General features: G+C 34.8%; 17 protein-coding genes and 1 tRNA gene. 16 read left to right on the plus strand and 2 right to left on the minus strand.

Annotated features, from left to right (window positions below; all coding sequences use genetic code 11):
• The first annotated feature begins 1 nt into the window (after position 1).
• Positions 2–1,081 (plus strand): ABC transporter permease, encoded by a 1,080-nt coding sequence (locus C7H52_RS00125; RefSeq protein WP_106461852.1) that lies wholly within the window; start codon positions 2–4, stop codon positions 1,079–1,081.
• Here C7H52_RS00125 and yihA read toward each other — a convergent pair.
• Positions 1,078–1,686 carry a ribosome biogenesis GTP-binding protein YihA/YsxC gene (gene yihA, locus C7H52_RS00130; RefSeq protein ID WP_106461853.1) on the minus strand — a complete coding sequence of 203 codons (609 nt, stop codon included), beginning with the start codon at positions 1,684–1,686 and terminating at the stop codon, positions 1,078–1,080. The genes C7H52_RS00125 and yihA overlap by 4 nt on opposite strands.
• A 12-nt stretch (positions 1,687–1,698) precedes the next feature.
• The gene (locus C7H52_RS00135) at positions 1,699–2,463 is read right to left on the minus strand and encodes an alpha/beta fold hydrolase (protein ID WP_106461854.1); all 765 of its coding nucleotides are present in this window, start codon (positions 2,461–2,463) and stop codon (positions 1,699–1,701) included.
• A 222-nt stretch (positions 2,464–2,685) separates the two neighbouring features.
• Here C7H52_RS00135 and mraZ point away from each other — a divergent pair, with 222 nt between their 5' ends.
• From mraZ to C7H52_RS00210, 15 genes are all read left to right on the plus strand, one after another.
• Positions 2,686–3,156: a division/cell wall cluster transcriptional repressor MraZ gene (gene mraZ, locus C7H52_RS00140; protein WP_106461855.1), complete on the plus strand. Its 471-nt coding sequence runs from the start codon at positions 2,686–2,688 to the stop codon at positions 3,154–3,156.
• Positions 3,140–4,045, plus strand: coding sequence for a 16S rRNA (cytosine(1402)-N(4))-methyltransferase RsmH (rsmH, locus tag C7H52_RS00145; RefSeq protein WP_106461856.1), 906 nt, complete (start codon positions 3,140–3,142; stop codon positions 4,043–4,045). The genes mraZ and rsmH overlap by 17 nt, the downstream gene beginning before the upstream one ends.
• Positions 4,038–4,352 carry an FtsL-like putative cell division protein gene (locus C7H52_RS00150; RefSeq protein ID WP_106461857.1) on the plus strand — a complete coding sequence of 105 codons (315 nt, stop codon included), beginning with the start codon at positions 4,038–4,040 and terminating at the stop codon, positions 4,350–4,352. Before rsmH ends, C7H52_RS00150 begins: the two co-directional genes overlap by 8 nt.
• Before the next feature lie 58 nt (positions 4,353–4,410).
• Positions 4,411–6,363, plus strand: coding sequence for a penicillin-binding protein (locus tag C7H52_RS00155; RefSeq protein ID WP_106461858.1), 1,953 nt, complete (start codon positions 4,411–4,413; stop codon positions 6,361–6,363).
• A complete protein-coding gene (locus tag C7H52_RS00160) occupies positions 6,360–7,823 on the plus strand; it encodes a UDP-N-acetylmuramoyl-L-alanyl-D-glutamate--2,6-diaminopimelate ligase (RefSeq protein ID WP_106461859.1) in 1,464 nt (487 codons plus the stop codon). Before C7H52_RS00155 ends, C7H52_RS00160 begins: the two co-directional genes overlap by 4 nt.
• A gap of 43 nt (positions 7,824–7,866) precedes the next feature.
• Entirely contained in the window at positions 7,867–9,099 is a 1,233-nt protein-coding gene (gene mraY / locus C7H52_RS00165) for a phospho-N-acetylmuramoyl-pentapeptide-transferase (RefSeq protein WP_106461860.1), read from the plus strand.
• 41 nt (positions 9,100–9,140) lie between these two features.
• Complete coding sequence (gene murD / locus C7H52_RS00170; RefSeq protein WP_106461861.1) at positions 9,141–10,481, plus strand: UDP-N-acetylmuramoyl-L-alanine--D-glutamate ligase; 1,341 nt, start codon at positions 9,141–9,143, stop codon at positions 10,479–10,481.
• A gap of 48 nt (positions 10,482–10,529) precedes the next feature.
• The gene (locus C7H52_RS00175; RefSeq protein ID WP_106461862.1) at positions 10,530–11,741 is read left to right on the plus strand and encodes an FtsW/RodA/SpoVE family cell cycle protein; all 1,212 of its coding nucleotides are present in this window, start codon (positions 10,530–10,532) and stop codon (positions 11,739–11,741) included.
• A 29-nt stretch (positions 11,742–11,770) separates the two neighbouring features.
• On the plus strand, positions 11,771–12,880 hold the full coding sequence (gene murG, locus C7H52_RS00180; RefSeq protein WP_106461863.1) for an undecaprenyldiphospho-muramoylpentapeptide beta-N-acetylglucosaminyltransferase: 1,110 nt from the start codon (positions 11,771–11,773) through the stop codon (positions 12,878–12,880).
• Positions 12,880–14,253 (plus strand): UDP-N-acetylmuramate--L-alanine ligase, encoded by a 1,374-nt coding sequence (gene murC / locus C7H52_RS00185; RefSeq protein ID WP_106461864.1) that lies wholly within the window; start codon positions 12,880–12,882, stop codon positions 14,251–14,253. Before murG ends, murC begins: the two co-directional genes overlap by 1 nt.
• The gene (locus tag C7H52_RS00190; protein ID WP_106461865.1) at positions 14,243–14,962 is read left to right on the plus strand and encodes a cell division protein FtsQ/DivIB; all 720 of its coding nucleotides are present in this window, start codon (positions 14,243–14,245) and stop codon (positions 14,960–14,962) included. Before murC ends, C7H52_RS00190 begins: the two co-directional genes overlap by 11 nt.
• A gap of 3 nt (positions 14,963–14,965) precedes the next feature.
• On the plus strand, positions 14,966–16,336 hold the full coding sequence (ftsA, locus tag C7H52_RS00195; protein ID WP_106461866.1) for a cell division protein FtsA: 1,371 nt from the start codon (positions 14,966–14,968) through the stop codon (positions 16,334–16,336).
• A gap of 51 nt (positions 16,337–16,387) precedes the next feature.
• Entirely contained in the window at positions 16,388–18,421 is a 2,034-nt protein-coding gene (gene ftsZ / locus C7H52_RS00200) for a cell division protein FtsZ (RefSeq protein WP_106461867.1), read from the plus strand.
• An 83-nt stretch (positions 18,422–18,504) separates the two neighbouring features.
• Positions 18,505–18,954, plus strand: coding sequence for a GatB/YqeY domain-containing protein (locus C7H52_RS00205; protein ID WP_106462059.1), 450 nt, complete (start codon positions 18,505–18,507; stop codon positions 18,952–18,954).
• 10 nt (positions 18,955–18,964) lie between these two features.
• Positions 18,965–19,038, plus strand: a tRNA-Arg gene (locus tag C7H52_RS00210).
• Positions 19,039–19,140 lie beyond the last annotated feature (102 nt).

Genomic DNA, 19,140 nt, shown 5'->3' on the forward strand with positions numbered 1-19,140 from the left:
AATGACTCACAAGTCACGATCACTATCATTAATTGCGCTCCAAAAGTTTAAAACTAATTTTTGGGGCGTTTTTAGTTTCGGTATTGTAGCTTTAATTGGTTTTACAGCTATATTTGCCTATGTTTTGGCGCCTGACAAGTCAGAAAATGCAAACCAAATACAGCTTTCTATACACAGTAAACCTCCAGGGTTTGAGGTTAAAGTTTTGGAATTGATGCCAGTAAAATCTACGCATCAATCTTTTTTCAGTAAATGGTTTTTTGGGCAAGAAAACCCATCTACGTTTGTTGCGATTTCAGACTTTAAAGAAAAAAATAATACAGTCACCTATACAGAATATGCTTCAGATGGATTAATAGGACAGAGTAAAAGTCTAAATATTAGTAATCAGCCTTATAAAACCTACAATAAAACGTTTTTGTTAGGCACGGATAAATACGGTAGAGATTTATTAAGTCGCGTTATTATTGGGTCAAGAATTTCATTCTCTATTGGTTTTGTAGCAGTTTTTATATCTCTTCTTATTGGTTTAAGTTTAGGTAGTATTGCGGGTTATTTTGGGGGAAAAATAGATGCTTTTATTATGTGGGTTATTAACATCACATGGTCTATTCCAACTTTATTATTGGTTATAGCCATAACTTTAGCTTTGGGTAAAGGGTTCTGGCAGGTCTTTATCGCAGTGGGTTTAACTATGTGGGTGGAAGTCGCAAGAGTGGTTAGAGGACAAATTATAAGCGCAAAAGAATTGCAATATGTTACTGCGGCTAGAGCCTTAGGTTTTAATAATTTTAGAATTATAACTAAGCACATTCTGCCAAATATCATGGCACCAGTAATTGTTATTTGTGCAGCTAATTTCGCAGCAGCAATATTAATAGAAAGCGGCTTAAGCTTTTTAGGTATTGGAGCACAACCACCTATGGCGAGTTGGGGTGCTATGATAAAAGATCATTATAACTATATTATTCTAGGTAAGCCCTATTTGGCTTTAGTGCCCGGATTTTGCATTATGATTTTAGTTATGGCGTTTATGCTTATAGGCAACGCACTTAGAGATGCTTTAGATGTGAAAACTTAGTTTTCTGCAATCATATTCTCATTTAATCCTTGTATATATCCTAATACTTCATCCTGTCCAATCACTTTAGAAGAAGAGGTAATAAAATAATTAGGCATATCTTCCCAAGTCTCTAAAAGTATATTTTTATAATCTTCTACATGCTTGGTTATGGCATTTGGTTTGAGCTTATCTGCTTTGGTAAAAATAATTGAAAACGGAATTCCGTTTTCTCCCATCCACTGCATAAAATCTAAGTCAACAGTTTGAGGTAGATGTCTTATATCTATTAATACAAACGCAGTGACTAGTTGCGTACGCTTGCTAAAATATTGAGTAATGAATTTTTGAAATGTTTTTTTAGACGATTTACTCACTTTAGCATAACCATAACCAGGTAAATCTACTAGGTGCCACTCCTGATTAATAAGGAAATGATTTATAAGTTGCGTTTTTCCTGGTCTACCAGAAGTTTTTGCCAAACTTTTTTTATTGGTAAGCATATTTATTAAGGAAGATTTTCCTACGTTACTTCTGCCAATAAAAGCATATTCGGGAATAAGAGATTTTGGACATTTCTCTACATCAGAATTACTCATTACAAATTCTGCCGATTTAATATGCATAATCTGTTTGTTTTAGAATTTATGTTTTGTCAACCAAGCATCTAAAATGTGGTTAAACTCTTCAGGATGTTCCATCATAGCCGCATGACCACATTTGTCTATCCAAAATAATTCAGAATTAGGTAAAAGTTTATTAAATTCTTCAGCCACTTCAGGAGGAGTTACAGTGTCATTTTTACCCCAAATAATACAGGTTTCTGTAGTCATTTTAGGCAACTCCTTGCTCATGTTATGACGTATGGCACTTTTTGCAATTGCTAACGTTTTAATAAGCTTATTTCGGTCATTTACAGTTTCGTAAACTTCATCAACAATTTCTTTGGTTGCCACAGCAGGATCATAAAAAACATCTTGTGCTTTTTTCTTAATGACCTCATAGTCTCCTCTTTTGGTATAACCTCCACCCATAGCACTTTCATAAAGTCCAGAACTACCGGTAATTACTAAGGCTTTTACAATTTCAGGATGTTGTTTAGTAAGATAAAGTCCTATATGCCCGCCTAAGGAGTTTCCTAAGACAATAACATTTTCAAGCTGTTTAAATTTTATAAATTCAAAAACATATTTAGAAAAAGCTTTCACATTGGTTCTTAGCAAACTCATGCTGTATATAGGTAATACAGGTACGATAACCTTATAGCCTTTTTGGCTAAAAAAAGTTGTTACAGCATCAAAATTACTTAATCCGCCCATTAAACCATGAAGCACTAATAATGGCTTGCCTTCACCAACTTCTAGGTAGTGAAACTTGCCATCTTTTTTTAATTGTTCTGCCATTAATTTTTGTAAAAATCTGTACAGAAACAAATATAGTTAATTCAGTTAAAAACCAATACCTAATGTGGTTTTTGTTCAAAAAATCCAGATTAACTGTTGTTTTGTGTTGTGTAAATAGATTTTAAAATGGGATAAGTTATTAACAAAGTGGGTTTTTGTGGTAAAAAGTGGTAATATTTTCAATATATTTGAACTTTAAACGTTTTAAATAAAAATTTTCTTTTGAACTCATTAATAGGCACATACGAATGTAAAGTAGATGCAAAAGGTAGGTTAATGCTTCCTGCTGCGTTGAAAAAGCAGTTGTCTCCTGTTTTGGAAAATGGGTTTGTTATAAAAAGAGCTGTTTTTCAACCTTGTTTGGAATTGTATCCAATGCAAGAATGGGAAGTTTTAATGCAGAAAATTAACAAGTTAAACCGTTTTAAAAAGAAGAATAACGATTTTATCCGTCGTTTTACTGCAGGTGTTAAAATGGTTGAGGTCGATGCGAATGGAAGACTTTTAATCCCAAAAGATTTAGTTGGTTTTGCACAAATTTCTAAGGAAACCGTGTTGTCTTCTGCAGTAAATATTATTGAAATTTGGGATAAAACGAAATATGAAGCCGCTATAGATGAAGCTACTCTGGATTTTGCAGATTTAGCTGAAGAAGTAATGGGAAATGATGAAGACGATGACAGCATATCATAATCCAGTATTATTAAAAGAAACTGTAGATGGCTTAAATATTAAGCCTGACGGAGTTTATGTAGATGTTACTTTTGGAGGTGGCGGACACAGTCGCGAGATTTTAAGTCGTCTAGGTGAAAACGGTAAATTGTTTGCTTTCGATCAAGATCCGGATGCATTGGAAAATACTATTGACGACTCTCGATTTACTCTAATTCATGAAAATTTCAGATTTATAAAACGCTTTTTGCGTTTTTATGGAGTTAAAGAAGTAGATGGTATTCTGGGAGATTTTGGAGTGTCTTCGCATCAATTTGATGTGGCAGAACGTGGTTTTTCTACCCGTTTTGAAGCAGATTTAGATATGAGAATGAATCAAAATTCAAAACTGTCGGCTTATCATGTGGTTAATGATTACGATGAAGAACAATTACGTTCGGTGCTAGCTCAATATGGAGAATTACGAGCGGCTCCGGCTATGGCGCGTTTAATTGTGGAAGCTCGTGAGCAAGCGCTTGTAAAAACTAGTGAACAATTAAAAACGGTTCTAGCTAAATTTTTGCCACCAAGACATGAAAACAAAGTGTTGGCGCAAATTTATCAAGCGATTCGTATTGAAGTGAACCAGGAGATAGAAGTGTTAAAAGAGTTTTTAGCGCAAACGCCGGAAATCTTGACGGAAAAAGGAAGATTAAGTGTGATATCATACCATTCTTTAGAAGATAGATTAGTAAAGCGTTTTATAAGAAATGGATTGTTTGAAGGTGAGCCAGAACGTGATATGTTCGGTAATTTTTCAGTGCCATTAAAAAAAGTGGGTGGGTTAGTAGTGCCTTCAAAAGAGGAAATAAAACTTAATAATCGCGCAAGAAGTGCAAAGTTAAGAATAGCAGAAAAAGTTAGTGAGTAAGTTTAATGACATATTAAGAGGTAAGTTTTTGGTTAGTGACGATTCGTTTAAAAACTGGCGCATCATCATATTTATTTCAGTATTAGCTCTTATAATGATAGCAAGCTCGCATAGTGCAGATAAAAAAGTTCATGAAATTGCAAAATTGACAGATCAGGTTAAAGAGTTGCGCTCTGCGCTTTTTGATGGGAGAACTCAGTTAATGCAACTTAAAATGGAATCTAATGTGGTAAAGCGAATGGAAGAGAAAAGCATTGCGCCTTCCGAGATTCCACCAAATAAAATAATAGTAAAAACAAGTAAGTAATAACGTGGCAGTACAAGAAAAGGGCATATTAAACCGATTGTATTTTGTGGCTGGATGTATGTTCATCTTCGGCATTGCTGTGGTATTTAAATTATTTAGCATTCAGTTTATTCAAGGTGATAAATACCGTGAAATGGCCGATAAACGCGATATCAAGGAAATGGTTATTCCTGCAAATCGTGGTAACGTTTATTCTTCAAACGGAAACTTACTGGCAACTTCCATTCCTAAGTACGATATCCGCTTTGATGCGTTGGCGTCTTCAAATAAAAATTTCGAAAAACATATTAAAGGTTTGTCAGATTCACTATCGGTGTATTTTGGGAAGCCCTCATCATATTATACTCAGAAGCTTAGAAAAGAACGTAAAAACAAAAGTCGCTATTTACTATTAGCTCGTAATATTGGTTATTCACAATATTTAAGATTCAGAAGTTTTCCATTACTAAACTTAGGTGCTTACAAAGGTGGTTTAATTGTAGAGCAATCGACTAAGCGCGAATATCCATTAGGTGTAGTTGCGCAAAGAACGATTGGTTATGAGCGTAAAGATGAAGCAGGAAATGTAACTCGTCCAGGAATAGATGGTGCTTTTGGAGAAAGCTATTTAAAAGGAAAAGATGGGTTGCGCTTAAAGCAGAAAATAGGAAAAGGACAATGGAAGCCTATTGTAGATTATGACCATGTAGAGCCGGTTGATGGTTATGATGTGTACACTACGATTGACGTCAACATTCAGGATATTGCACATCACGCATTATTGGAGCAATTGGAGTATTATGAAGCGGAGCACGGTTGTGTGGTAGTAATGGATGTAAAAACAGGAGAAATAAAAGCCATAGCTAATCTTGGTAGAACAAGTACCAATACCTATTACGAAAAATTAAATTATGCAGTTGGAGAGTCTCACGAGCCTGGAAGTTCTTTTAAGTTAATGGCGCTTATGGTGGCTTTGGAAGATAAGAAAATAGACACGTCCACCATAGTCGATACAGGTCGCGGTAAAAAACACTTTTATGGGCGATATATTACAGATTCTAAAACCGGTGGTTATGGTAAAATCTCTGCAGCGAGAGCTTTAGAGGTGTCTTCCAACATTGGTTTGGCAACCTTAATAGATGATGCTTATGCCGATAATCCACAGCAATTTATAGACAAATTAAAATCTTGGCATTTAAATGAACGCTTAGGTGTTGCTATTAAAGGTGAAGGTAAGCCGGATATTCCTCAACCAGGAGACAAAAAATGGAGCCGTAATGCATTGCCTTCAATTGCATATGGCTATAACCTTAGACTTACACCGCTACAAACTTTAGCATTTTATAATGCAATTGCAAATAATGGTAAAATGGTTAAACCTCGCTTTATTAAAGAGGTAAAAGAGCACAGTAAGTCTATAGAGAAGTTTGACGAAATGATTTTAGTAGATCAAATTGCATCAAAAGAAACTTTAGATAAAATTCACGAAATTTTAAAAAATACAGTAGAAAGAGGTACGGGTAGTAGTTTGTATTCAAAATACTTTTCTATGGCGGGAAAAACCGGAACTACACGAGTTGAATACTGGAAAGATGGATGGGAAGAAAATCCTAAATACATTTCATCTTTTACAGGGTATTTTCCAGCTGAAAATCCTAAATATTCTTGTATAGTTGTTATTCATGAGCCTAAAGTTAAAAAAGGATTTTATGGTGCAGATGTGTCGGGTCCAGTATTTAAAAAAGTGGCTCAAAAGATATTTACAGATACACCAATTAAGGAAGAAATTAAATCGCTTAACGCAGAAACCGTCCAGTTAACTAAAGACTATAACAGTTATAACGATAAGGCAAGAACTTATATTACCATTATGCCAAGTGTAGTGGGTTTACCGGTTATGGATGCGGTAGCGCTGTTAGAAAATATGGGCTTAAAAGTGGTGTTTAATAAAACGGGACGCGTAAAATCGCAGTCCATTTCTAAAGGCATAAAAGTAAAAGCAAATCAAACTATAGAATTAGAAGTGTCGTGAAAAATTTAAAAGACATACTATATAAAGTGGCAATCGAGAGTGTAGTTGGTTCTACGTCGGTTAGTGTAAATGCGCTTCAGTTCAATTCTAAATTAGTAGAAGAAAATGATGTATTTTTTGCTATTAAAGGAAGTGTTGTAGATGGTCATCAATACATTTCAAACGCTATAAACCAAAAAGCGATTGCTGTTATTTGCGAAGTGTTGCCAGAACAATTAGATGAAGCGGTAACTTATATAGTTGTAAAAGATAGTAGTGTGGCTTTAGCTATTATGGCGTCTAATTATTTCGAAAATCCATCAACAAATCTAAAATTAGTTGGAGTTACAGGAACTAACGGTAAAACCACTATCGCAACGCTTTTATATCAACTCTTTAAAAATGCGGGTTACAAAGTAGGCTTATTATCTACAGTTAAAGTAATGGTAGACGATAAAGAATTTCCTGCAACGCATACCACGCCAGACTCTATAAGTATCAATTCTTTTTTAGCTGAAATGAGCGGTGAAGGCGTCGAGTTTTGTTTTATGGAAGTGAGTTCTCACGGTATCCACCAAAATAGGACTTTAGGCTTACAATTTGAAGGTGGCATATTTACCAACTTAAGTCATGACCATTTAGATTACCATGAAACCTTTGCGGAATATCGCGATGTTAAAAAGCGTTTTTTCGACCAGCTGCCAAAATCGGCTTTCGCCTTAACTAATGTAGACGATAAAAATGGAGCAGTGATGCTTCAAAATACCAAAGCTAAAAAGATAAGTTATGCTTTGAAAAGTATAGCTGATTATCAGGCGAAAATTTTAGAGAATCAATTAACAGGTCTCCTGCTAAAAATAAATAATAAAGAAGTTTGGACGAAGCTTATTGGAAATTTTAATGCCTATAATGTGTTGGCAATTTACGCAACAGCAGAGCTTTTAGGATTAGAAGAGCAAGAGATTTTAAGATTGTTGTCCATTCTAGAAAGTGTAAGTGGTCGTTTTCAATATATCATTTCAGATCAAAATATAACGGCAATTGTAGATTATGCTCATACGCCAGATGCTTTAAAAAATGTATTAGAAACCATAAACTCTATTCGCACAAGTAACGAAAATTTAATTACGGTAGTAGGTTGTGGCGGGAATCGCGATAAAACAAAGCGTCCAAAAATGGGGCATATTGCATCTGCATTAAGTACTAAAGTGGTGTTTACTAGCGATAATCCGAGACATGAAGATCCGGAGATTATTATTGAGGAAATAGAAAAAGGTGTAGAACCACAACATTTTAAAAAAACGATGTCTATTTCAGACCGCAAACAAGCTATTAAAACCGCTTGTCAGTTTGCCGAAAGTGGTGATATTATCCTAATAGCAGGTAAGGGACATGAAACGTATCAAGATGTTAAAGGCGTAAAATCGGATTTTGACGATTTAAAAATTGTGACACAATTGTTGAAACAATTAGAGAAATAATAAATAGAGAAGTAAAAAAGAATTTAAGCAAATAAACAACCAGATGTTATACTATTTATTCGAATTTTTAGAAGAACAATACCAGCTTACCGGAGCGAGTGTGTTTCAATTTATCACATTTCGTGCGGCATTAGCTATTATTTTGTCATTGTTGTTTTCAACTATATTCGGAAAAAAAATCATTACACTGCTACAAAAAAAGCAGGTTGGAGAATCGGTTAGAGATTTAGGTCTAGAAGGTCAGGTTGAAAAAGCAGGAACGCCAACCATGGGAGGAATTATTATTATTCTTGCTACGCTAGTGCCTGTACTTCTTTTAGCTAAACTGGAAAATATATATGTAATCATGCTTATTGTAACCACGATATGGATGGGAATTGTAGGTTTTACGGACGATTATATAAAAGTATTTAAAAAGGATAAAGGCGGTTTAAGTGGGAAATTTAAAGTGCTTGGGCAAATAGGTTTGGGGATCTTTGTTGGCGCGATCATGTATTTTCATCCAGGTGTAACCATTAAGCAGGAAAAAATAAACCCAAAATATTCAACAGAAAAAATCACACAAAACTCTCCTATGGAGTTTAATGAAGAAGAGCAGTCATTAAAAACAACTATTCCATTTGTTAAGGATAATGAGTTTGATTATGCACAAATTACCACATGGTTTGGAGATGAAACTGGTAAGTATGCTTGGTTAATTTTTATTCCAATAGTCATTTTTATTGTTACCGCAGTGTCTAATGGTGCAAATCTAACCGATGGTATAGATGGATTAGCGGCGGGGAGTTCTGCCATTATTGTGTTTACACTCGCCATATTTGCTTTTATATCTGGTAACATTGTGTTCTCAGATTACTTAAACGTCATGTTTATTCCGCGTTTGGGTGAACTCGTGGTGTTTATAGCTGCTTTTGTAGGAGCACTTATTGGGTTTTTATGGTACAACACCTATCCTGCTCAGGTTTTTATGGGAGACACAGGAAGTTTAACTATTGGTGGTGTTATCGCGGTAATTGCAATTGCGGTGCGTAAAGAATTATTAATACCAGTGTTATGCGGAATTTTCTTTGCAGAATCACTCTCGGTGATTCTTCAAGTAAGCTGGTTTAAATATACACGAAAGAAATTTGGAGAAGGGAGACGCATATTTAAAATGTCTCCTTTACACCATCATTATCAAAAAGGTGGTTTTCATGAAAGTAAAATTGTAACACGATTTTGGATTATAGGAATTTTTCTAGCCATAATTTCTATTGTGACCTTGAAGTTGAGGTAAGTAAAAGAATACAGAGAAGAGAATTTAGATAATAATTTAAAATGAAACAAAACAAAAAAATAGTGGTTTTAGGTGCTGGCGAAAGCGGTATTGGTACTGCGCTTTTAGCTCAGGCTAAGGGTTATGATGTTTTTGTTTCAGATAAGGGAACGATTAAAGAAAATTATAAGCAATCGCTAATTGATAATAACGTCACGTTTGAAGAGCAGCAGCATACCGAATCTAAAATTTTAGATGCCGATGTGGTTATGAAGAGTCCAGGAATACCAGATAAAGCGCCGCTTGTGAAACAACTTCGCGAAAACGGGACTCAAGTTATTTCAGAAATCGAATTTGCTTCAGAGTTTACTAATGCAACTTGTGTGGCTATTACAGGAAGTAATGGTAAAACAACGACTGCCAGATTAACTCATTTCATTTTGGAAAAAGAATTGGAAGTTGGTTTAGGAGGTAATATTGGCGACAGCTTTGCTTTACAGGTTCTACAAAAAGATGCACCAAATTATGTGTTAGAGATTAGTAGTTTTCAGCTGGACGACTGTTACGCTTTTAATCCTAAAATTGCCATTATAACAAATATTACACCAGATCATTTAGATCGGTACGATTATAAATTAGAAAATTATGTAGCGTCTAAATTTCGCATTGTTCAAAACCATACCGAAAATGATGTTCTTATTTACGATGCGGACGATGAGATTCTTAACGAGTACATAAATACACACGACATAAAATCAACCTTAATACCATTTTCATTAGTCAAAACTTTTAAAAATGGTGCTTATTTATCAGATAACAACCTTACAATAACCTTAGAAAACAACACATTCAGTATGCCTACAAAAGATCTAGCTTTAAACGGAAATCACAACATTAAAAATGCTATGGCTGCAGCTACCGTAGCCAGTTTGTTAAAAATTAGAAAACAAACTATTAGAGAAAGTTTAGAGAATTTTCAAGGTGTAGAACATCGTTTAGAGAATGTGCTTAAAATAAATAAGGTGCAATATATTAACGACTCTAAAGCAACTAATGTAAATGCGACCTATTATGCCCTAGAAAGTATGGAGGCTCCAACCGTGTGGATTGTTGGTGGTGTAGATAAAGGTAATAATTATAAAGAGTTATTTCCATTTGTAAATGAAAAGGTTAAGGCAATTATATGTTTAGGTAAGGATAACGAGAAATTAAAGGAAAACTTTAGTGGCATGGTAGATATTCTTGTAGAAACTGAATATATGAGTGAAGCTGTTAAGATTGCATACAAAATAGCAGAAGCAGGAGATAATGTGTTGTTGTCTCCAGCGTGTGCGAGTTTCGATTTATTTGAAAATTACGAAGACCGTGGGAGACAGTTTAAAGCATCTGTAAGAAATTTATAAACAACTATAAAAAGTATTTAATACAGCATTTAAAGGAAAGTAATGGAAATGAAAACCGTGTTTAATAACATAAAAGGAGATCGGCTAATCTGGGCTTTGGTGGCGCTGTTGGCTATATTTTCGTTTTTACCGGTTTATAGTGCGTCCAGTAATTTAGCATATGTTACAGGTTCTGGAAACACATTTACTTTTTTTATAAAGCATTTTATTCATTTGCTTATGGGGTTTGGAATTATGTATGGCGTACATAAATTTCCTTACCGTTACTTTAGAGGGCTGTCGTTAATCATGTTGCCTTTAGTAATTGTTTTACTTATTATAACCATGATTCAAGGCACCACTATAGATGGTGCTAATGCCAGCCGATGGATTAGAATTCCTATTGTGGGCGTTTCGTTTCAAACATCAACTTTTGCTTCGGTGGTTTTAATGGTTTATGTGGCGCGATACCTATCAAAAATAAAAGATGAAAAGGTGTCGTTTAAAGAGACCATTCTGCCTCTGTGGTTTCCTGTGTTTTTGGTTTTAATGCTTATTTTACCAAGTAACTTTTCTACTACGGCTATTATATTTTCAATGGTATTGGTATTAACCTTTCTTGGAGGTTATCCAATTCGGTATCTGGCAGCAATTGTTGGAGCAGGTCTAATTGGTTTTATCATGTTCGTGTTGGTAGCAAAAGCATTTCCAGACGCTATGCCTAATCGTGTAGATACATGGATAAGCAGAATTGAAAATTTCTCCGATAACGCAGATACCAAAGAAGATTATCAAATTGAAAAAGCTAAAATAGCAATTGCTTCTGGCGGTATAAAAGGTGTTGGACCCGGTAAAAGTATTCAAAAAAACTTTTTGCCTCAGTCGTCATCCGACTTCATATTTGCAATTATTATAGAAGAATACGGAATGATTGGTGGATTGTTCTTGCTGCTTATGTATATGTTTTTACTCTTTAGAATAGTAATTGTAGCTCAAAAAAGCGATTCTGTATTTGGAAAACTGCTTGTTTTAGGAGTTGGTATTCCTATCATTTTTCAAGCATTAATAAATATGGCTGTGGCGGTGGAATTATTCCCAGTTACAGGACAGACCTTGCCATTTGTAAGTAGTGGAGGTACCAGTATTTGGATGTCATGTTTAGCTATAGGAATTATTTTAAGCGTAAGTGCTAAACGTGAAGAGTTAAAACAAAAAGAGTCTAACGATTTAGACGAAGATTTAGAAGATAATCCTTTGGAAGTGCTTTCTGAAGCGATGTAAAAAGAAAAGATAAGAATATAAAAATAGAAATGACAACTCGTAAATCACATCATTACAAAATTATACTCTCTGGCGGCGGTACAGGTGGTCACATCTATCCTGCAATTGCCATAGCTAACGAGCTTAAAAGCCGTTACCCAGAAGCAGAGTTTCTTTTTGTTGGAGCAAAAGATCGCATGGAGATGGAAAAAGTGCCTCAGGCGGGGTATGCTATTAAGGGTTTGTGGATTACGGGCATTCAACGTGCTTTAACTTTAAAAAATATAGCGTTTCCATTTAAATTGGCGAGTAGTTTATATAATGCTTATAAAATTGTAAACAAATTTAAGCCAGATGTCGCTATAGGTACTGGTGGTTTTGCTAGTGGCCCATTATTGCAAATGGCAAATTTAAAAGGAGTGCCAACCTTGGTGCAAGAGCAAAACTCTTATCCTGGTATTACAAATAAGCTGTTAGCTAAACGAGCTAATAAAATATGTGTGGCGTATGACGGATTAGAGCGCTTTTTTCCAAAAGAAAAACTCATTAAAACAGGAAACCCTGTGCGTCAGGATTTGTTAGATGTAAGTCAAAATGGAGAAGAAGCTCAAAAATTCTTCAACTTAAAAAAAGATAAAAAGACACTATTAGTTTTAGGTGGGAGTTTAGGTGCAAAAGCTATTAATGAATTAATTGAATCGAAACAAGACTATTTCAAAAGTAATAATATTCAAGTTATTTGGCAATGTGGAAAGTTATATGCAGAGCGTTTTGAAAAATATAATGCAACAGAAGATATTCAGGTACATACTTTTTTAAATCGAATGGATTTAGCCTATGCTGCGGCAGATGTAATTATCTCTAGAGCAGGAGCAAGTTCTGTTTCAGAATTATGTATTGTTGGGAAACCTGTTGTGTTTATTCCTTCGCCTTACGTAGCAGAAGACCATCAGACTAAAAATGCCGAAGCTGTAGTAAGTAAAAATGCTGCATTGTCAATCCCACAAAATAAATTAGAAGAAGTGTTTGAAGCGCAGTTTTCAGCATTACTAAATTCAGCTGAACAACAAGCTGAATTATCTCAAAATATAAAACAACTGGCCCTTACAAATGCAACTAAAGCTATTGTAGACGAAGTTGAAAAACTATTAAAAAAATAATGAGTACGACAACATCACATACTGCAAATATTCGCTATACCAATATCTATTTTCTAGGTATTGGAGGAATTGGTATGAGTGCTTTGGCGCGTTATTTTAAAGCTATGGGTAAAATGGTGGCGGGTTACGATAAAACAAAAACCGATTTAACTCAGACCTTGGATGATTTAGATATAGAAATTCATTATACCGATTCTGTAGCCAATATTCCTAAAAATTATTTTAACCATCATAATACTTTGGTGGTCTATACACCTGCTTTGCCAAAAGATTCTAGGGAATTAGCCTATTTTAAAAATAATGGGTTCGATGTTTTAAAACGAAGTGAAGTTTTAGGTTTAATTACTAAAAACACCTTTAGTTTAGCAGTTGCTGGAACTCACGGTAAAACGACTACCACTTCAATTTTAGGACACTTATTACGTTTTTGTGAGGTGAAATTAACCGCTTTTTTAGGCGGAATTAGTGAAAATTACAACAGTAATTTAATACTAAATGGTGATGAGGTAAGTGTTATTGAAGCAGATGAATTTGATCGCTCATTTTTAACATTATCTCCAGATATTGCGTGTATCACTTCAATGGATGCCGACCATCTGGATATTTATGGAAGCAAAGAAGCCTTGCATGAGTCGTTTAACGACTTCGCTAAAAGACTAAAACCTGAAGGTGTGTTTTTTGTTAAAAATGGCCTGCCTATAGATGGTTTAACTTATGGTGTTGAAGATAATTCCGATTATACTGCTCAAAATGTAACTATAAAACAAGGAAGCTATCATTTCGATTTAAAAACGCCGCAAGAAACGTATGCAGGTTTTACGTTTAGTTTGCCAGGAAGACATAATTTGTCTAATGCTACCGTAGCATTAGCTATGGCATTAAAACAAGGTTGTAATCCGGAAGATTTGAAAAAGGCTTTAGCCGATTTTAAAGGTGTACAACGCAGATTTAGCTATCAAATAAAAACAGATGATTTAGTGTATATAGACGATTATGCACATCATCCAGAAGAAATTAATGCGGTACATCAAGCTGTTAGGGAGATGTATCCGGATACTTCGGTAACTGTTGTGTTTCAGCCACACCTGTTTTCTAGAACTAAAGATTTCGGTCAGGAATTTGCCGATAGTTTATCAAAATTTGATGACATTTTACTGTTAGATATTTATCCAGCTAGAGAGATGCCTATAGAAGGTGTAGACTCAAATTGGTTATTGGAAATGATAATAAATCCAAACAAAAAAGTAATTAACAAATCAGATCTGGTTGAAGAAATAAAGGCAACCAAAAACAAAGTGATTTTAAGTTTGGGTGCAGGAGATATTGGGGAACAGGTTAAGCAAATCAAAAAAGGATTGTTAAATGAAAATTAATTATAACTACATAAAAATAAGCTTATTAGCCATTTTTACAGTGATTATCTGTTCATTTGCCACATCAAGGAATAAAAAGCGTTTGGTAAGCAAACCTCAAATAGAATTTTTAGGCACCAATAACCTTTTTATAACGAGTGATGCTGTTAGTAACTTGTTAATACAAAATCATCCAGCTTATAAAAACCTTACAAAAGAAGCTTTAGATTTGAATGGTTTAGAGCAGTCCTTACTGAAAAATCCAATGATCTCTAATGCAGAGGTTTATGTGAATGCGCAAGGTGTTTTAAAGGCAGAAGTATTGCAAAAACAACCTATAGCTCGCGTTATGGGTCAGCAACAATTTTATATAGATAGTAATGGTGGCTACATGCCATTATCGGCTAACTATACAGAACGTGTTCCGTTTGTAACTGGTGAAGTTTCAAAGCAAAAGCTAAATCTAGTATACCAAATGGCGCATGCTGTGTTAAATGATTCGTTTTTAAAAAAACAGGTCATTGAAATTCATCAGGATAAAGATGAGTTAATTAGTTTAAAACTAAGAGAGACTAATTTTGAAGTGATTGTTGGATCACTTGAAAATTTAGAAAAAAAAGTCAATAACCTGAAAGCTTTTTTTATAAAAGCCACTAAGGATAAGACGTTAAATGAGTATAAAACCGTGAATTTGCAATTTGATAACCAAGTTGTTTGTAGCAAAGTTTAAGTTATGGAACAGAATATTGCAGTAGGATTAGATATAGGTACCACAAAAATTGTGGCCATGATTGGTCGTAAAAACGAGTATGGTAAAATTGAGATTTTAGGGATTGGAAAATCTAAAAGTCTTGGTGTTCACCGTGGTGTAGTTAATAACATTACGCAAACTATTCAGTCTATACAACTGGCTATACAAGAGGCCGAAGCAGAAGCTTCAGAAAAAATAGATGGTGTAACTGTAGGAATTGCAGGACAGCATATTAGAAGCTTACAACACAGCGATTATATTACCAGACCAAATTCGGAAACGGTTATAAGTGAGGAAGATATAGACCGCTTAATTGGTCAGGTCCATAAATTAGTAATGCTGCCCGGAGAAGAAATCATCCATGTTTTACCTCAAGAATACAAGGTAGATGGTCAGGCAGAAATTAAAGAACCTATTGGAATGTACGGCGGGCGATTAGAAGCTAATTTTCATGTCGTGGTAGGGCAAGTGTCATCTATTAGAAATATTGGTAGATGTGTGCAAAGCGCTAATTTAAAATTAGACGGCATTACACTAGAGCCATTAGCATCTGCAAATGCGGTATTAAGTCAGGAAGAAAAAGAAGCAGGAGTTGCCTTAATAGATATAGGTGGTGGTACTACAGACTTAGCAGTTTTTAAAGATGGAATTATCCGCCATACTGCAGTTATTCCTTTTGGAGGAAATGTCATAACCGAAGATATTAAAGAAGGTTGTTCTATCATAGAAAAACAGGCCGAATTATTAAAAGTGAAATTTGGTAGTGCATGGCCTGGAGAAAATAAAGACAATGAAATTGTCTCTATTCCAGGATTAAGAGGTCGCGAACCGAAAGAAATTACATTAAAAAACTTATCTAAAATTATTCATGCCAGAGTGGTGGAAATTATAGAGCAGGTGTACGTAGAAATTAAAAACTACGGACATGAGGAGCAAAAGAAAAAATTAATAGCAGGTATTGTACTAACCGGTGGAGGTGCTCAATTAAAGCACTTAAAGCAGTTAGTAGAATATATTACAGGAATGGATACCAGAATTGGTTATCCAAATGAGCATTTAGCAGGAGAAAGTGATGATGTATTAACAAGTCCATTATACGCAACCGCGGTTGGATTAGTAATGGATGGTTTAAAACGCCAGCAGCGTCAACGTGAAGAAGCAGCAGATTTGTTCTTAGCTAATGAAAAAGAAAAAGCTGAAGAAGAAGAAAGCAAAGCTTCAGAAGTTTTAAGTAATGAAGTTGAAGAAGAAGAGCAGCCTCAAGAAGAAGTGCAAAAAGTTAAAAAACCAAGACGCTCGTTACTAGACAGTTTAGCCGAACGTGTGAGGGATTTTTTAGACAATGCAGAATAAAAAATTAATAAAGAAAAGAAAAAGAATAGTAAACCAGCAAAATTAGAATTTATGAGCAGCAACAACGAATTCGAAAGCATATCATTTGATTTACCAAAAAATCAATCTAACGTCATAAAAGTAATTGGCGTTGGTGGAGGTGGTAGTAATGCCATTAATCACATGTTCCAGCAAGGTATAAATGGCGTAGATTTTGTCATTTGTAATACAGACTCTCAAGCACTTCAAAATAGTGGAGTGCCTAATAAAATCCAATTAGGAGTTCACCTAACCGAAGGTTTAGGAGCAGGTGCAAATCCGCATGTTGGAGAGCAGTCTGCAGTAGAAAGCTTCGAGGAAATTAAACGTATGTTAGACACTAATACAAAAATGGTGTTTATCACAGCCGGAATGGGTGGAGGAACAGGAACTGGTGCTGCTCCTGTAATTGCAAAGATGGCTAAAGATTTAGACATTTTAACGGTTGGTATTGTAACAATTCCTTTTCAATTTGAAGGGAAAATGCGTAATGAACAAGCGCAGTTAGGAATTGAAAAATTAAGAAAAGAAGTTGATTCTCTAATCGTTATTAATAACAATAAGCTACGTGAGGTCTATGGAAACTTAGGCTTTAAAGCAGGGTTTTCTAAAGCAGATGAGGTTTTAGCAACTGCATCTCGTGGTATTGCCGAAGTTATAACACATCACTACACACAAAACATCGATTTACGTGATGCTAAAACGGTTTTAAGTAACAGTGGTACTGCTATAATGGGTTCTGCAACTGCTTCAGGACAAAATAGAGCTCAAGAAGCCATTACAAGTGCATTAGATTCACCTTTATTAAACGATAATAAAATTACCGGAGCTAAAAACGTATTGTTGCTAATCGTTTCTGGTAGTCAAGAAATAACTATTGATGAAATAGGAGAAATTAACGACCATATCCAATCTGAAGCTGGTCATGGCGCTAACATAATTATGGGTGTTGGTGAGGATGATAGTTTAGAAGATTCAATTTCTGTAACTATTATAGCAACGGGTTTTGATGTCGAGCAGCAAAACGACATTACTAATTTAGAAACTAAAAAAGTAATTCATTCTTTGGAAGACGACCAAAGTATGAAACAAGATTTGTCTGCTCAAAAAACAATTGTTGCTCCCGCAAAACCTCAACCGGTTAACGAGCCTAAACCAGAGCCAATTATTAAGCACACGCTGGATCTTGATGAAGATGTAGAAGCTGTAACAGAGCCTATTCAAAAATCAACAGAAAAAAAACCACATACAGAACCAACAAACCATTTAGAGTTAATACCAACGAGTGAATTAATAAAAAATATAAATGTGGTTTATGATGAAGTTCAGGTTAATGTAGAGGATTTTAATGATTTTGTAATTACGTCTTCTGCAACAGCAAATGAGGAAGAAGAGGTTGAAGAAGAAGAACAACAAATAACTTTGACTTTCGATTTACCTTTTAACGAATCTATGGATTTTGTTGAGAAAGAACCTGAAGCTAAAAATGAACCACAAGTAGAAGCGTCAATAGAAACGGTTAAAGAAGTGAAGCCAGTAATTCATCAACTTACAGACGATGAAAAAAATATTGAGGTTAATGATGAAGTAGAAATCATTCCAATTACCAAATCAACTAGTAATGGAGAAGTACGTTATGCGTTAGACGATTATGATTTGGAAGAATCATCAATTAATAAAGTAGCTGAAACTACTAGTAAAGATAATGATGAAGAAGAAGATGCCGATTTAAATATGTTTGTAAAAGGATCATTAGAGGATAATTCTGTTTTATCAGAAGATTCGGATGCCGATACTTCAGATCCTTTAAACTTGCCTATTTCAGAATTGTTAAAAAGTAGAGCAGACGAGCGTCGTAAAAAAATGAAAGCGTTTAATTACAAATTTAATAATCAGAAGATTGATGATATTGAAAAGATTCCTGCATATAAACGTCAAGGTTTGGATTTGGAAGAAGGACAGCATTCATCAGACTTAAATTCTTCAAGAACGATGCTTGGAACGGATGATAATAATGACATCCAATTACGTAGTAATAACTCGTTCTTACATGATAATGTAGATTAAAAACCGACTATAAATTAATCCTAAAATCCAAGTTTTATCTATTGAAACTTGGATTTTTATTTTTTAACTTAGCAAAAAAAACCATGAGTTTATCTACCGAAATAATGACGGCGCTTAAAACCGCAATGAAAGAAAAAGACCAAACGGCTTTAACGGCTTTACGTGCAGTAAAATCGGCTATATTGTTAGCTCAAACAGAAACAGGTTCTAAAGAAGAACTAACAGAAGAGCAGGAGTTAAAAATTCTTCAAAAACAGGTAAAGCAACGTAAGGATAGTGCTGCCATGTTTTTAGAACAAAACCGTGAGGATTTAGCAGCGCCAGAATTGGCAGAAGCAGCTATAATTGCTCAGTTCTTACCAGAAGAAATGAGCGAAGAAGATATAAAGAAAGCTGTAGATGCAGTCATAGCTCAAACTGGTGCAGAAGGCATGAAAGATATGGGTAAGGTAATGGGCTTGGTAAGTAAAGAATTAGCCGGTCGTGCCGATGGGAAGACCATTTCAAATATTGTAAAAGCACAATTAGCATAACCTAATAAACGGCTCTGTGGCGCAACTGAATAGCGCACTGGATTTCGGCTCCAGCGGTTGTGGGTTTGAATCCCTCCAGAGTCACGAATAAATAAAAAAGGAGAAAAATAATTATTGAGCAAGCTCATGTTATTTTTCTCCTTTTTATGTTTTCAAAGCGCAGCTTTATATAATCAACTTCGTACT

Source organism: Aurantibacter aestuarii, from assembly GCF_003008425.1.
GTDB classification, from domain to species: domain Bacteria; phylum Bacteroidota; class Bacteroidia; order Flavobacteriales; family Flavobacteriaceae; genus Aurantibacter; species Aurantibacter aestuarii.